At 52.3% G+C, this 13,812-nt stretch carries 16 protein-coding genes; 4 read left to right on the top strand and 12 right to left on the bottom strand.

Features of this window, described 5'->3' with window-relative positions:
• The first annotated feature begins 88 nt into the window (after window positions 1-88).
• From mliC to pdxY, 4 genes are all read left to right on the top strand, one after another.
• Window positions 89-412, top strand: coding sequence for a C-type lysozyme inhibitor (gene mliC / locus M2374_RS14245; RefSeq protein WP_096757145.1), 324 nt, complete (start codon window positions 89-91; stop codon window positions 410-412).
• A 60-nt stretch (window positions 413-472) separates the two neighbouring features.
• Window positions 473-1,129, top strand: coding sequence for a pyridoxamine 5'-phosphate oxidase (pdxH, locus tag M2374_RS14240; protein ID WP_096757144.1), 657 nt, complete (start codon window positions 473-475; stop codon window positions 1,127-1,129).
• Window positions 1,130-1,255: 126 nt separating this feature from the next.
• Complete coding sequence (gene tyrS, locus M2374_RS14235) at window positions 1,256-2,530, top strand: tyrosine--tRNA ligase (RefSeq protein ID WP_096757143.1); 1,275 nt, start codon at window positions 1,256-1,258, stop codon at window positions 2,528-2,530.
• Window positions 2,531-2,585: 55 nt separating this feature from the next.
• On the top strand, window positions 2,586-3,446 hold the full coding sequence (gene pdxY, locus M2374_RS14230; RefSeq protein ID WP_115258566.1) for a pyridoxal kinase PdxY: 861 nt from the start codon (window positions 2,586-2,588) through the stop codon (window positions 3,444-3,446).
• Between the two features lie 85 nt (window positions 3,447-3,531).
• On the opposite strand, the gene gstA is transcribed toward pdxY, so the two are convergent.
• The 12 genes from gstA to blr all read right to left on the bottom strand — a co-directional run bounded on the left by gstA (window position 3,532) and on the right by blr (window position 13,799).
• Entirely contained in the window at window positions 3,532-4,137 is a 606-nt protein-coding gene (gene gstA / locus M2374_RS14225; protein ID WP_096757141.1) for a glutathione transferase GstA, read from the bottom strand.
• A gap of 104 nt (window positions 4,138-4,241) precedes the next feature.
• Window positions 4,242-5,747 carry a dipeptide/tripeptide permease DtpA gene (gene dtpA, locus M2374_RS14220; RefSeq protein ID WP_115258565.1) on the bottom strand — a complete coding sequence of 502 codons (1,506 nt, stop codon included), beginning with the start codon at window positions 5,745-5,747 and terminating at the stop codon, window positions 4,242-4,244.
• Between the two features lie 614 nt (window positions 5,748-6,361).
• A complete protein-coding gene (gene nth, locus M2374_RS14215) occupies window positions 6,362-6,997 on the bottom strand; it encodes an endonuclease III (protein ID WP_259155210.1) in 636 nt (211 codons plus the stop codon).
• Window positions 6,994-7,689 carry an electron transport complex subunit E gene (locus M2374_RS14210; protein ID WP_115258563.1) on the bottom strand — a complete coding sequence of 232 codons (696 nt, stop codon included), beginning with the start codon at window positions 7,687-7,689 and terminating at the stop codon, window positions 6,994-6,996. The genes nth and M2374_RS14210 overlap by 4 nt, the downstream gene beginning before the upstream one ends.
• Window positions 7,690-7,692: 3 nt before the next feature.
• Window positions 7,693-8,313: an electron transport complex subunit RsxG gene (rsxG, locus tag M2374_RS14205; protein ID WP_115258562.1), complete on the bottom strand. Its 621-nt coding sequence runs from the start codon at window positions 8,311-8,313 to the stop codon at window positions 7,693-7,695.
• Window positions 8,314-8,322: 9 nt separating this feature from the next.
• A complete protein-coding gene (gene rsxD / locus M2374_RS14200) occupies window positions 8,323-9,375 on the bottom strand; it encodes an electron transport complex subunit RsxD (protein WP_117343067.1) in 1,053 nt (350 codons plus the stop codon).
• Window positions 9,376-11,403, bottom strand: a complete 2,028-nt coding sequence (gene rsxC / locus M2374_RS14195) for an electron transport complex subunit RsxC (protein WP_181688159.1) — start codon at window positions 11,401-11,403, stop codon at window positions 9,376-9,378.
• The gene (gene rsxB, locus M2374_RS14190) at window positions 11,396-11,974 is read right to left on the bottom strand and encodes an electron transport complex subunit RsxB (protein WP_096757133.1); all 579 of its coding nucleotides are present in this window, start codon (window positions 11,972-11,974) and stop codon (window positions 11,396-11,398) included. Before rsxB ends, rsxC begins: the two co-directional genes overlap by 8 nt.
• Window positions 11,974-12,555 (bottom strand): electron transport complex subunit RsxA, encoded by a 582-nt coding sequence (gene rsxA / locus M2374_RS14185; RefSeq protein WP_005121199.1) that lies wholly within the window; start codon window positions 12,553-12,555, stop codon window positions 11,974-11,976. Before rsxA ends, rsxB begins: the two co-directional genes overlap by 1 nt.
• 76 nt (window positions 12,556-12,631) lie before the next feature.
• On the bottom strand, window positions 12,632-13,072 hold the full coding sequence (locus tag M2374_RS14180; RefSeq protein ID WP_115258559.1) for a DUF2569 domain-containing protein: 441 nt from the start codon (window positions 13,070-13,072) through the stop codon (window positions 12,632-12,634).
• Window positions 13,073-13,163: 91 nt separating this feature from the next.
• Window positions 13,164-13,379, bottom strand: coding sequence for a transcription modulator YdgT (gene ydgT / locus M2374_RS14175; protein WP_181688158.1), 216 nt, complete (start codon window positions 13,377-13,379; stop codon window positions 13,164-13,166).
• Window positions 13,380-13,664: 285 nt separating this feature from the next.
• Window positions 13,665-13,799 carry a division septum protein Blr gene (blr, locus tag M2374_RS14170; protein WP_096757130.1) on the bottom strand — a complete coding sequence of 45 codons (135 nt, stop codon included), beginning with the start codon at window positions 13,797-13,799 and terminating at the stop codon, window positions 13,665-13,667.
• Window positions 13,800-13,812: the final 13 nt, after the last annotated feature.

Genomic DNA, 13,812 nt, shown 5'->3' with positions numbered 1-13,812 from the left:
ATTATCCTGGCGACGATGCCGGTAAACTAGGGATGTTAGGGAGGGGGTTATTCCCCTCCGGGACCAGGAATGTCTTCAGGATAGGGCTATGAAAAAACTGTTATTGGTATGTTTGCCGGTACTGCTTACCGGCTGTAGTGTCTACAACCAATTTGTCGAGCGTATGCAAACGGATACCCTCGAATATCGCTGTGATGAAAAACCGCTGACCGTGAAATTGAACAATACCCAACAAACGGCAAGCTTTGTTTACGATAATCAGTTAGTGAATCTTAAACAGGGTGTATCAGCATCGGGCGCGCGTTACACCGATGGCATCTATGTCTTCTGGTCTAAAGGCGACAGCGCGACGGTCTATAAACGTGACAGAGTTGTGTTAAATAACTGTCAGTTACAGAACCCGAAGCGTTGAGATTTTCACCTGGGCGGCGCACAATAGCGTCACCCACTGACAATCCGTAGCCCAAACATCATGTCTGATAACGACGAATTGCAGCAAATCGCGCATCTGCGCCGTGAATACACGAAAGGCGGTCTTCGCCGCCGCGATCTTCCCGCCGAGCCGCTTGCGCTTTTTGAGCGCTGGCTCGGACAAGCCTGTGACGCCAAACTCGCCGATCCGACTGCCATGGTAGTGGCCACCGTTGATGAAAACGGCCAGCCGTACCAGCGCATCGTGTTGCTCAAACATTATGATGACAAAGGTTTGGTATTTTATACCAACATGGGCAGCCGTAAGGCGCACCAGATAGAGCATAACCCCCGCATTAGCCTGCTGTTTCCGTGGCATACGCTGGAACGGCAGGTGATGGTGATTGGTAAGGCCGAACGTCTTTCTACGCTTGAGGTAGTGAAGTACTTCCACAGTCGCCCACGCGACAGCCAAATTGGCGCCTGGGTATCAAAACAGTCCAGTCGTATCTCCGCACGCGGTATTCTCGAAAGCAAATTTCTTGAACTGAAGCAGAAGTTTCAGCAGGGGGAAGTCCCGCTGCCAAGTTTCTGGGGCGGTTTTCGCGTGAGTATTGAGCAAATGGAGTTCTGGCAGGGCGGCGAAAACCGCTTACACGATCGTTTTTTATACCAGCGTGAAGACAACGCGTGGAAAATCGATCGCCTGGCCCCCTAAAGATGCAAAATTCTTGTTTTAAGCGCTGGCACTGATGAATCCGGCGCTTTATTCTATGTCTCTTTCGCATCAGGCGAAAAGTCGTGTACCGGCAAAGGTGCAGTCGTTTTATACATGGAGATTTTGATGGCAAGCAGTAACTTGATTAAACAATTGCAAGAGCGGGGGCTGGTGGCCCAGGTGACGGACGAAGAAGCGTTAGCAGAGCGACTGGCGCAAGGCCCGATCGCGCTCTATTGCGGCTTCGACCCTACCGCTGACAGCTTGCATTTGGGGCATCTGGTTCCATTGTTATGCCTGAAACGCTTCCAGCAGGCAGGCCATAAGCCTGTCGCACTGGTAGGTGGTGCAACCGGTCTGATTGGTGACCCGAGCTTTAAAGCCGCCGAGCGTAAACTGAATACCGAAGACACCGTGCAAGAGTGGGTGGATAAAATCCGCAAACAGGTTGCACCGTTCCTCGATTTCGACTGTGGCGACAACTCCGCGATTGCTGCGAACAACTACGACTGGTTTGGCGGTATGAATGTACTGACTTTCCTGCGTGATATCGGCAAGCATTTCTCTGTGAACCAGATGATCAACAAAGAAGCGGTGAAGCAGCGTCTGAACCGTGACGATCAGGGCATCTCCTTTACCGAGTTTTCTTACAACCTGCTGCAAGGGTATGACTTCGCCTGCCTGAACAAACTGCACGGTGTGGCGCTGCAAATCGGGGGTTCTGACCAGTGGGGTAACATTACCTCCGGTATCGATCTGACCCGCCGTTTACACCAGAATCAGGTGTTCGGCCTGACGGTTCCGCTGATCACCAAAGCAGACGGGACCAAGTTCGGTAAAACGGAAGGTGGCGCAGTCTGGCTGGATCCGAAGAAAACCAGTCCGTACAAGTTCTACCAGTTCTGGATTAACACAGCCGATGCTGATGTCTATCGCTTCCTTAAATTCTTCACCTTTATGGACATTGAAGAGATCAATGCCCTGGAAGAAGAAGATAAGAACAGCGGTAAAGCGCCGCGTGCCCAGTATGTTCTGGCGGAGCAGGTTACGCGTCTGGTTCACGGTGAAGAAGGTCTGGTGGCGGCAAAACGCATCACCGAATGCCTGTTCAACGGGAACTTAAGCGATCTCAGCGAAGCTGACTTCGAGCAGTTGGCGCAGGATGGCGTGCCGATGATCGAAATGGAAAAAGGTGCCGATCTGATGCAGGCGCTGGTGGACTCAGAACTGCAGCCGTCTCGCGGCCAGGCGCGTAAGACCATTGCGTCGAATGCGGTAACCATCAACGGTGAAAAACAGTCAGATCCGGAATACTTCTTCCAGGACAGTGACATTTTGTTTGGGCGCTACACGTTACTGCGCCGCGGCAAAAAGAACTATTGTCTGATTTGCTGGAAATAATGCGTTAAGGAATGGGAGTGAGAAATCACTCCCTTATTTTTGTTCAGGTAAAAAAATGAAGAATATCCTCGCCATCCAGTCCCACGTTGTTTTTGGTCATGCGGGCAACAGTGCAGCAGAATTTCCGATGCGCCGTCTTGGCGCCAACGTCTGGCCTCTTAATACCGTTCAGTTCTCTAACCATACCCAATACGGCAAATGGACCGGCTGCGTGATGCCGCCCAGCCACCTGACAGAAATTGTCCAGGGTATTGCCGATATCGATAAACTTAAAACTTGTGATGCTGTGCTGAGCGGCTACCTCGGTTCAGCAGAGCAGGGCGAACATATTCTGGGAATTGTCCGTCAGGTAAAGTCGGCTAATCCACAGGCGAAGTATTTCTGCGACCCCGTGATGGGACATCCGGAAAAAGGCTGTATTGTCGCACCGGGCGTCGCCGAGTTTCACGTGCGCCACGCGTTACCGGCCAGCGATATTATCGCGCCTAATTTGGTAGAGCTTGAGATCCTTTGCGAGCACGCGGTGACCAACGTTGATGAAGCGGTATTAGCGGCGCGTGAGCTGATTGCTCAAGGGCCTGAGGTGGTGCTGGTGAAACATCTTGCTCGCGCAGGGATGAGTCCCGACCGTTTCGAGATGCTGCTGGTCACCGCTGAGCAGGCGTGGCATATCAGTCGTCCGCTGGTGGATTTTGGTGCGCGTCAGCCTGTGGGTGTGGGTGATGTGACCAGCGGTTTGCTACTGGTGAAACTGTTACAGGGCGCGACGGTGCAGCAGGCGCTTGAGCATGTAACGGCGGCGGTGTATGAGATTATGATTGCGACCAAAGAGATGCATGAGTATGAACTGCAGGTCGTTGCTGCTCAGGATCGCATTGCAAAACCAGAACACTATTTTAGCGCTACGCAGCTGTAATCAATGCCCGATGGCGCTCACGCTTATCGGGCTTACGTTTGTTTGGCTGTAGGCCGGGTGAGCAAGCGCCACCCGGCAACAACTATTAATTTAACCCTTCTGCCTTAAGCGCCGCTGCCACTGCCGGGCGCTCAGCCATCCGCGCCATATAGGCTTCGATATGGCTTAATCCTGCCATATTCAATTTCACGGCATACGCCCAACGCAGTACGGTGAACAGATAAGCATCTGCAATGGAAAAACGCTGGCCGCAGATCCACGGGTTGTCCTGCAGTGAATCGTTCACATACTGCATTTTTTTCTCCAGCAGTGCGCGTACGGTCGGCTTGTACTCTTCCGGCGTATCGGGACGGAACAATGGCGTAAAGCCTTTATGCAGTTCTGTCGCAATATAGTTAAGCCACTCCAGCGTTTTGTAACGCGAGAGGCTGCTGGTTGGGGCAAGAAGCTGGCGATCGGGTACCGAATCGGCCAGGTACTGCATGATGGCCACACCTTCGGTTAGTAGCGTACCATCGTCCAGCAGCAGAGCAGGAACTTGTCCCTTTGGGTTTACCGCGAAAAAATCATCGCCGTTTTCCAGGCGTTTCTTCATCAGATCAACACCATCAAGGGTGAAATCTTTACCGCTTTCGCGAAGCGTGATGTGCGAAGCGAGAGAACACGCGCCCGGTTTGTAGAACAGTTTCATCGGTAACTCCTTTTGGCTGAGGTATATCGTATGGTAGTGCGACCTCAGCCAAAAAAAAAGCCGCTAACATCAGTTAGCGGCCTGAAAAGAAGTTTCCCTGAGAATTACGCTGTTGCGGTCTTAGAGGCTTTCTCGCTGACATCATCGTCCTGAGTCATACGGTTCAGCTTCGGTGCTGTCAGCAGCATCAGAACAGCGATAACTGCCGTTGCAATACCGATTTGCAGGAACACACGACCATAGACTTCCAGAGACATCAGTGGGTCGGTCACATTCTCCGGTACAGCCATCATGTTAGCAACATAGCCACCGATGATGTTTGCACCGGCAGTGGTCAGGAACCAGCTACCCATGATGAAGCCCATCAGACGCTGTGGTACCAACTGCGCAACCATTGCCAGACCCAGACCAGAGATCATCAGTTCACCGATACTCTGCAGACCGTAGCAAATGATCAGCCAGTTAACGGAAACGATACCCGCATCGGTGGCAAATTTCGCACCCAGCGGCAGGATCAGGAACGCACCGGAACACAGCACCATACCGATAGCAAACTTGGTCGGCATTGGCAGTGTGTCACCCATCTTGTTATAGATAGCGGCAAGGATTGGGCTACCAATGATGATCCAGAACGGGTTCAGTGCCTGATACTGCTCAGGTTCGAACGCGATGCCCAGAATAGAGTGCTCAACGTTACGAATTGCAAAGAAGTTCAGTGATGTCGGCATCTGGCTGTACAGCACGAAGAAGATAATCGCTTCCAGCATCAGAATGAAGGCGACGATCATTTTACGACGCGCGGCACCTTTCATGGCGAAGGCTTCTTTACCGAAGATAAACACGATACCCATAGCCACGACGCCCAGAACCATACGTGCAATGCCCTGGTTGTGCAGTAACCATGTTGCGATAACAATCAATACCACCACGCCAACAATGGTCAGCAGCAGGTTGCGGAAGTTGATCGGCTCAAAGTCTGGTTTAGACCCGTATTGTTTAACCCAACGCTGGCAGAATGCGAAGTTTACGACGGTAATCAGCATCCCGACGACGCTCAGTGCGAACGCGGTGCTCCAGCCGTATCGTGCCGCCAGCCATGGAGTAGCAAGCATTGAGAAGAATGAACCGATGTTGACGGACATGTAGTACATAGTAAATGCACCATCAAGACGCGGGTCATCTTTGGCATAGCAGGTAGAAAGCAGGGAGGATGGGTTCGCTTTAAACAGGCCATTACCGACCGCGATGGCCGCCATACCCATATAAACGATACCAGCATCATGACCGGACCATGCGACCAGCGCATAACCGATAGCCAGTACAATGGCACCCAGCATAATGACACGCTTAGTACCCAGAACTTTATCACCTAACCAGCCGCCAATAGCCACCAGGCCGTAAACCAGGGCACTAAAGGAGGAGAAAAGGGTGATGGAATCCGCTTCTGACATACCCAGTTGTTTCACCAGGTAGACGGCCATAATCCCTTGCAGGCCGTAGTAGCCAAAACGTTCCCACAGCTCAATTGAGAAAATGAGATAGAACGCTTTTGGTTGTTTGAAGGCGTTTAAGCTCACGCTTTCAGTTGGTTTATTGTTTGCAGTAGACACTTTTACCTCTTTTTTTACATCCCATATCTACGGGGGTGTTCAGGTACGTGATGAGTCAAGTTCATCCGTCCGATTGTTATAGTGGGAGGGGAAACGGCAAGTAATGTTCACTATCTTGCCCCTTCAGACAAGAGGTTTGTAATACTCTGTTACATATATCCAGGATGGTGAAATCATCGGGGCAGGTAAATGTTATCTAGCGTTAAATTTCTTCAATTGAAAAATGGCAGTTTTTTTCACTGTTCAATGGGGGCGAAAATGGCAAAGCGGCGATATGTTCTGCTATTAAGTGTTGAATCCAGTGATATAGGCCATTATCTGAAAAATACCCAGTGTAATGTTTTGTATCGAATCGACGGGGATAGGTCATCTGATTGTCATTTTAACTATAAAAATAAGAAAAATTAACATCAAATTATCAATGTGATCTTGATCACGTATGAATAGAAATTTCTACTACTAAAAAAACGATTAACCTGCTCAGGTGTTAAAGCACAAGAATATTGCATTAGATATACGCAATAGCATGGCATCATTGTCGGGGATTAAGCGATTGGAGAGTGCATAACTAATCGTTATGGTAATAAGGGGCAACGAACGTTACCCCTATTGCATTAGATGTCGACTTTTTCTTTGAATTCACAGAGATCCTCAATGATACAGGAGCCGCAGCGCGGCTTCCTGGCAATGCAGGTGTAGCGACCATGAAGAATTAACCAGTGATGGCAGTCGACTTTAAATTCACTGGGAACGACTTTCAGCAGTTTTTCTTCGACATGCTCGACGTTTTTCCCTGGGGCGAATTGTGTTCGGTTACACACCCGAAATATATGAGTATCGACAGCGATAGTGGGCCAGCCAAAGGCGGTATTGAGCACCACGTTGGCGGTTTTACGCCCGACGCCAGGCAACGCTTCCAGTGCTGCTCTGTCCTCCGGAACCTCGCCATTGTGCTGTTCGAGCAAAATACGGCAGGTTTTAATCACGTTCCCCGCTTTGCTGTTGAACAATCCGATGGTCTTAATATAAGACTTTACGCCGTCGACCCCAAGTTCCAGCATCGCGGCTGGGGTGTTAGCGACAGGGTACAGTTTTGCGGTGGCTTTATTGACGCTGACATCGGTCGCCTGCGCCGAAAGCAGCACCGAAATCAGTAGCTCAAACGGCGACGTAAAATTGAGTTCGGTGGTGGGGTGCGGATTGTTATCGCGCAGGCGCGTCAGTATTTCCAGCCGTTTTGCTTTGTTCATGACACATTCCCTGTTTCACCCGCCGGAACGTCTGTTAACGCAGCTTGCGCGCGACGTTTCTTCATCTTCTCGTCAATAAGATACTTGATGGCCAGCATCAGCCCCAGCCCGATGAACGCGCCTGGCGGCAGCATGGCTAACAGGAACGGTGTGTCTGTATGGAAAATCTCAATGCGCAGCACTTTTGCCCAGCTACCCAGCAGACCATCAGCGCCATCAAACAACGTGCCGTTGCCGATAATCTCGCGCAGTGAGCCCAGCACAAACATCGCACCGGTTGCCCCCATTCCGATGGAAAACCCATCCAGCGCGGAGAGTGCGGGGCCTTTTTTTGCCGCAAAGGCCTCGGCACGACCAACCACAATACAGTTGGTCACAATCAACGGGATGAAGATCCCCAACGACTGATACAACCCGAAGGCGTAGGCGTTAATAAGCATCTGTACGGCACTGACTACCGACGCGATGATCATGACATAAATAGGAATACGAATCTCAGACGGCGTCCAGCGGCGCAGGGCAGAGATGGTCAGGTTGGTTAGCGTTAAAACCAGTGTGGTAGCAAGTCCCAGCCCAAGGGCATTGGTCGCGGTAGAGGTGACTGCCAGCAGCGGGCACATGCCAAGTAACTGTACCAGTGCGGAGTTGTTTTTCCACAATCCCTGAACAATAACGTCTTTAATTTCGCTCATGGTTTATTCTCCACAGGCGGGAAGTTGAGGAAGTTGTGCAGGCAACGTCTGTGCATACAGGCCCGCGCGTTTCACCGCATTGACGACTGCGCGGGGGGTGATGGTGGCACCGGTGAACTGGTCGAAGTCACCGCCATCTTTTTTCACCGCCCAATGAGGATCGTTTTCAGCAGAGATCGTTTTGCCGCTAAAGTGCGTTATCCAGTCGGACAGTCGAAGCTCGATTTTATCGCCCAGACCCGGCGTTTCATGATGCTCCGTGACCCGCGTACCCAGCACGGTACCGTTAAAATCGACACCAACCAGCAGTTGTATCGCGCCGGAGTAGCCGTCTGGCGCGGTGGCTTCGAGGATGGCAGCGACCGGTCGCTCGTCCTGGCGGGCGATATAAACACGGTGTATCCCTTTACCCAACGCCGGAGCCGTGACCAGATAACAGCTGTCGCGCAGATTATTATTGTAGCGGTCAGTTGGCAGAACCTGATCAAACAGCGCTTTTTGCTGCAGCGTTGCCTGCTCGTCAATCGTAGACTTAGTCAGCTGATTGATTGCCGCTGTTAAGCCCGTAGAACCAGCGGCAAAGAGTGCCAGAGTGATACCGTGTTTACGAATCGTTTTCAACATAGGGTGTCCTTAGCGATGTCCGTACACGCGAGGGCGGGTGTAATAATCAATCAACGGGACCGTGATATTTGCCAACAATACCGCAAAGGCCACGCCATCCGGATACCCACCAAAACTGCGAATCAGCCATACCAACAGACCGGCAAGTGCACCAAAAATCAGCCGACCGCGATTGGTTGTCGATGCCGTAACGGGATCGGTAAGAATAAAGAACGCACCGAGCATGGTTGCGCCAGAGAGCAGGTGCAGCTGTGGTGACGCCAGCGACTCGGGAGAGAAAAGCCAGCCTAACGTCGCACAGACAGCGAGCGACAGCAGGAAACTGACCGGAATATGCCAGCGAATAGCGTTTTTCCACAATAGCATGACGCCGCCCGCCAGCCAGGCCAGGTTTACCCACTGCCAGCCTGCGCCTGCAAGCATCCCGCTGTAAATGGGGTACTGCATAACCTGTTCTACCGTGCGTCCGGCGTGCAACGATGTCTTGAACGTATCAAGCGGCGTCGCCTGGCTAATGCCATCGATACCCATGCGTAAGGTGTTCATATCACCGCCGCTTGAGGTATGTCCGGTAAAAATGACGTTAATGGCGTCAACAAATCCCGGTACCGTGGCCGCAATTTCATGCGGGGGAAGCCAGCTTGTCATCTGCACCGGAAAGGAGATAAGCAGAACCACATAGCCGATCATCGCCGGGTTAAACGGGTTTTGCCCGAGGCCGCCATACAGTTGCTTGGCAATGATCACGGCAAATACGGTACCCAGGACCACCATCCACCAGGGGGCCAGCGGCGGAAGGCTGACGGCAAGCAGTAGCCCGGTGAGCAAGGCGGAGTTGTCTTTTAAAATAGCGACAACCGGCTGTTTACGCAGTTTCAATACGCCTGCTTCAGCGGCAATGGCGCTGATGGCGGCGAGAAAAATCTGTACCAACGTGCCCCAACCAAAAAACCAAAGCTGAGCGGCAATCCCCGGTAACGCGGCAATTAACACCAGCAGCATAATACGCGATGTCTGGCGCTGGTTATGGGTATAGGGAGAGCTTGCGATTCTGAATACCATTTATTCCTCGTTAACAACCTGCTGCTGGGCGGCCTTTTTAGCCTGAGCGCGTGCAATAGCGGCCGCAACGGCGGCTTTGCGTGGATCAACTGGTTCGGTGGTCTCGGCGACAACCTGCTGCTCAAGTTTGCGTGCTTTAGCGCGGGCAATGGCGGCTTCTACCGCGGCTTTACGCGGGTCAACCGGCTCGGCAGCCTCGGCGACGGCCTGCTGCTGCTCTAGCTTGCGTGCTTTGGCACGGGCAATGGCGGCTTCTACCGCGGCTTTGCGCGGGTCAACCGGTTCGGCAGCCTCGGCGACGGCCTGCTGCTGCTCAAGCTTGCGTGCTTTGGCGCGGGCAATGGCGGCTTCTACCGCGGCTTTACGCGGATCGGTATCGGTGGTGCTGTCGGTAGCAGACACATTTTCCGCCTGTTTGGCCCGGGCCTGTGCTTTCCGTGCTTCTCTGGCGGCAATGGCTGCACTATTATCCGGTTTCTCTCCGGCCTGAATAACAATCGGTTGTAAAGCCTGTGCTTGTTTCTCTTTCACCCGTGCAAGTGCGGCAGCAATGGCATCGTTGTCCTTCGCGGCAGGCTGAACGGCGGCGCTTTTATGACGTTCAAGACGCGCGGCTTTTTCACGCTCCAGGCGTGCCTGTCTGGCTTCGAATCGTGCTTTTGCCTCTGCGGCGCGTTTTTCTTCCTGGCTTATGGCGTAAATCTCAGCTTTTTCCTGACGGAAATACTGCACCAGCGGAATATTGCTGGGACATACCCACGCACAGGCACCGCATTCAATGCAGTCAGCGATATTATGACCGATTGCTTTGTCGTGCTGCTGTCCTTTACTGAACCAGTAAAGCTGCTGAGGCAAGAGATCGGCCGGGCAGGCATCGGCGCAGGCGCTACAGCGAATGCAGCCTTTTTCTTCCTGCTGTTCACCCATTTCACTGGCAGATGGCGCCAGCAGGCAGTTGGTGATCTTCACTACGGGGACATCAAGCCAGGGGAGAGTGAAGCCCATTAGCGGGCCGCCCATGATGACCATTTGCTCTGCGGAAGGGCAAAAACCTGCGTCATCAAGCAGGTGGCGAACAGGCGTCCCTAAACGTGCCCAGACGTTGCCCGGACGGCTAACGGCTTCGCCGGTCAGCGTTACGACGCGTTCGGTGATCGGTTCCCCGTCGATCACGGCGCGTTTGATAGCATAGGCCGTACCGACGTTTTGCATCAGGACGCCGATATCCGAGGAGCGTCCACCGTGTGGGACCTGTTTTCCGGTCAGAATTTGGGTCAACTGCTTCGCGCCGCCGGAAGGATATTTGGTTGGGATAACGCGCAGGCTGATATCATGTGAGTCCGCCAGCACCGCGCGCAGCATTGATATCGCTTGCGGTTTGTTATCTTCAATCCCCAGCAATATTTCGCGCGGTTGAAGAATGTGGGCCAGAATGCGGATGCCTTCCACTACCTGAGCTGCACAATCCTGCATCAGGCGATCGTCAGCGGTAATGTAGGGCTCACATTCCGCAGCGTTGATGATCAATGTTTCAATTTTATCGCCGCCGCCCTGCAGTTTTACGCCAGTAGGGAAACCAGCACCGCCCAGTCCGGCAACGCCGAACTGATGAATACGGGCAATAAGCTCTTCTCGGCTGCGGGAACGATAGTCAGCCCAGCCTTCACGCTCAATCCAGCGATCTTCGCCATCTGCATCGATTATGACGCTGAGCTCTGCCAATGCTGAAGGGTGCGCAGTGGAGTGCGGAGCAATGGCCACAACGGTGCCGGAGGTTGGCGCGTGCACTGGCAGCATTTTGCCTCGTCCACGCGTCAGCGCCTGGCCGCGCAGGACGTGGTCACCGACGTTTACGCACAGCTCACCCTCAGCACCAATATGCTGTTTGAGCGGAATCACCAGACGCGGCGGCAGTGGGACTTGTCGCAGCGGCGTGCCGTTTGACTGGGCTTTCATTTCGGGCGGATGAATGCCGCCTTCGAAGTCCCAAATTTTGTTTTTTCTGAATGCAGAGAATAGCTTAAACATGTTGTTCCACGGGAATGATGCGCACGGGGATAGTGTTCAAATCCCACTTCCAGCTATCAGGCGTTTCGGCAACCGGACGTAATTCAATACACTGAGTCGGGCAGGGATCAACGCACAGGTTGCATCCGGTACAGAGATCGCTCATGACTGTGTGCATCGCACGCGTCGCGCCGACGATGGCATCAACCGGGCAGGCCTGAATGCACTTTGTACAGCCAATACAGTTATTTTCATCAATGACCGCCAGCATTCTCACCGGCGTAACGTCCTGTTCATCGCCATCAATAGGCTGCGGATCGACGTTCAGCAGCGTCGCAATTTTTAGCATCACCGCTTCACCACCGGGGGCGCAGCGATTGATTTTTTCGCCCTGACAGCCAATCGCTTCCGCATACGGGCGACAGCCAGGGTAACCGCACTGGCCACATTGACTTTGCGGAAGGATCTCATCGATTTTTTCAACGACCGGGTCGTCCTCAACGGCAAAACGTCGGGAGGCATAGCCTAAAACAGCGCCGAATGCCAGACCCAGTAGACTCACTGCAGCAACGGCAATCCAGATAGCATTCATTACAGCTTCACCAAACCACTAAAGCCCATAAAGGCCAATGACATTAAACCGGCGGTAATCAGCGCAATCGCATTACCGCGAAAAGGTGCCGGAACATCAGCCACGGCGAGGCGCTCGCGAATGGCGGCGAACAGTACCATCACCAGCGAGAAGCCGACGGCAGCGGAAAAACCGTACAGCGCCGACTGTAAAAAGTTATGACCGAGGTTGATATTCAACAACGCGACGCCCAGTACCGCACAGTTAGTGGTGATCAACGGTAAGAAGATCCCCAGCAGGCGATACAGCGCAGGACTCGTTTTGCGCACCACCATTTCGGTAAATTGCACGACCACGGCGATGACTAAGATAAACGCCAGCGTACGCAGGTAGATGAGATCGAGCGGGATGAGGATCCAGGTGTCAATCAGCCATGCGCAAATCGATGCCAGCGTCATTACAAAGGTCGTGGCGAGGCCCATGCCCATCGCCGTTTCCAGTTTTTTGGAAACGCCCATAAACGGGCAGAGACCCAGAAACTTGACCAGTACAAAGTTATTGACCAGTACAGTTCCGACAAACAGCAGCAGGTAATCAGTCATTTTTCGGCCTGAAATAAAAAAGCCGCCTATTATCTGACAATCTACAACAGGCGACAACAGGTTAACTGTAGGGTTATTACGGGTTCACAAACGTCGATTTCACGCGCTGCGAACGCTTGAAATAGGGCACCAGCAATGCAGCAGCCAACAACGGGAACAGTAGCTGGCGGACGGCAAAGGCATCCGGAACAGGTGAAAACGCAAAGGCTTTAATAGCCAGTAACACGGAGATCAGTAACCATAAAATATAGTGCTTAGGTACACAGCGTCGGCGTTTGAAAAACGCGATAGTCAGCCACAGCGTGTAGTACCACATGGCGATAGCGGTAATAAAGGAAACGCCCCATAACAGTAAATTAGTGGCGCTTTGTTCGCCGAGCGTCTGAAACGTCTGCGGAGTTGCCAGCGCAGTTACATACAACAGGATCGCCAGCGAAGCGCTCAACAACGCCACTAACAGCCAGGCCAGTGGACCAAGTAGCCAGCCTCCGATACGTTGTGCCGGTGTCGTCGTCATCTCTTCTCCAGATTTACGCGTGCAAACAAACATGCCATTCATTTTGGGGCGATTATTATAAAGCTTTTAACGATGAGCGCTACTTTCTTATTTATTGCACATAATGCCAGACGGATTTTGGCACCTGGCCGATATCAAACAGGCGTCCCCCAGAGATAAGCTCCGCCCGGCGGTGATCCACCGCGCGATACATATTGATAATGTCGCGATCGTCGGTGAGCGTGTAGTTAAGATGATCGAACAGTTTTTCCAGGCTTTCGAGGGAATTGATTTTGCGGAATTTTAATAAGTAATCCTGAACAGTCATATGTGGAGATCCATATTAAGAAAATAACACCAACGGAGTAGTTAATATTAAAAAATAAACAAGGTTGCACAGATAAAAACGCAGGGTGTGCAAAGATACAAATAAGAGTGTTCGTACTGATAGATACGCAGGCACGCTGAGCACCCGGTCAAAGGGTAACGCGCTTCGCTATCGCAGGCAATAAGTGCCAAGGTGGGGGACTGCACAATTCGCTATTTTTGATAGAAATGACGCTGTTACAACCTAACCCAGCATGACTGCTGGGTTAAAAAAGGAGGCCGTGGGTTATTTTTTCTGCACCGCATGCACCGAAGCCGTTGGTTCTGGTGGCTGGTAGTTGTCGATATGCGTGGCAATACCTAAAAGGATGACGGAAACCGCGAGAACAATCCAACCTGTTAACTCAATAAGACGATTCATTACTGACGACATT

Origin of the sequence: Citrobacter sp. JUb117 (genome assembly GCF_024809055.1) — a bacterium.
GTDB classification, from domain to species: domain Bacteria; phylum Pseudomonadota; class Gammaproteobacteria; order Enterobacterales; family Enterobacteriaceae; genus Citrobacter; species Citrobacter gillenii.
The sequence above is the reverse complement of the archived record's forward strand: the minus strand, read 5'-3'. Positions and strand labels throughout refer to the sequence as shown.

Excerpts from the sequence above, each read along its gene's own strand:
- mliC (WP_096757145.1), top strand. The coding sequence starts at position 89 with ATGAAAAAACTGTTATTGGTATGTTTGCCGGTACTGCTTACCGGCTGT.
- pdxH (WP_096757144.1), top strand. The coding sequence starts at position 473 with ATGTCTGATAACGACGAATTGCAGCAAATCGCGCATCTGCGCCGTGAA.
- tyrS (WP_096757143.1), top strand. The coding sequence starts at position 1,256 with ATGGCAAGCAGTAACTTGATTAAACAATTGCAAGAGCGGGGGCTGGTG.
- pdxY (WP_115258566.1), top strand. The coding sequence starts at position 2,586 with ATGAAGAATATCCTCGCCATCCAGTCCCACGTTGTTTTTGGTCATGCG.
- gstA (WP_096757141.1), bottom strand. The coding sequence starts at position 4,137 with ATGAAACTGTTCTACAAACCGGGCGCGTGTTCTCTCGCTTCGCACATC.
- nth (WP_259155210.1), bottom strand. The coding sequence starts at position 6,997 with ATGAACAAAGCAAAACGGCTGGAAATACTGACGCGCCTGCGCGATAAC.
- M2374_RS14210 (WP_115258563.1), bottom strand. The coding sequence starts at position 7,689 with ATGAGCGAAATTAAAGACGTTATTGTTCAGGGATTGTGGAAAAACAAC.
- rsxG (WP_115258562.1), bottom strand. The coding sequence starts at position 8,313 with ATGTTGAAAACGATTCGTAAACACGGTATCACTCTGGCACTCTTTGCC.
- rsxD (WP_117343067.1), bottom strand. The coding sequence starts at position 9,375 with ATGGTATTCAGAATCGCAAGCTCTCCCTATACCCATAACCAGCGCCAG.
- rsxC (WP_181688159.1), bottom strand. The coding sequence starts at position 11,403 with ATGTTTAAGCTATTCTCTGCATTCAGAAAAAACAAAATTTGGGACTTC.
- rsxB (WP_096757133.1), bottom strand. The coding sequence starts at position 11,974 with ATGAATGCTATCTGGATTGCCGTTGCTGCAGTGAGTCTACTGGGTCTG.
- rsxA (WP_005121199.1), bottom strand. The coding sequence starts at position 12,555 with ATGACTGATTACCTGCTGCTGTTTGTCGGAACTGTACTGGTCAATAAC.
- M2374_RS14180 (WP_115258559.1), bottom strand. The coding sequence starts at position 13,072 with ATGACGACGACACCGGCACAACGTATCGGAGGCTGGCTACTTGGTCCA.
- ydgT (WP_181688158.1), bottom strand. The coding sequence starts at position 13,379 with ATGACTGTTCAGGATTACTTATTAAAATTCCGCAAAATCAATTCCCTC.
- blr (WP_096757130.1), bottom strand. The coding sequence starts at position 13,799 with ATGAATCGTCTTATTGAGTTAACAGGTTGGATTGTTCTCGCGGTTTCC.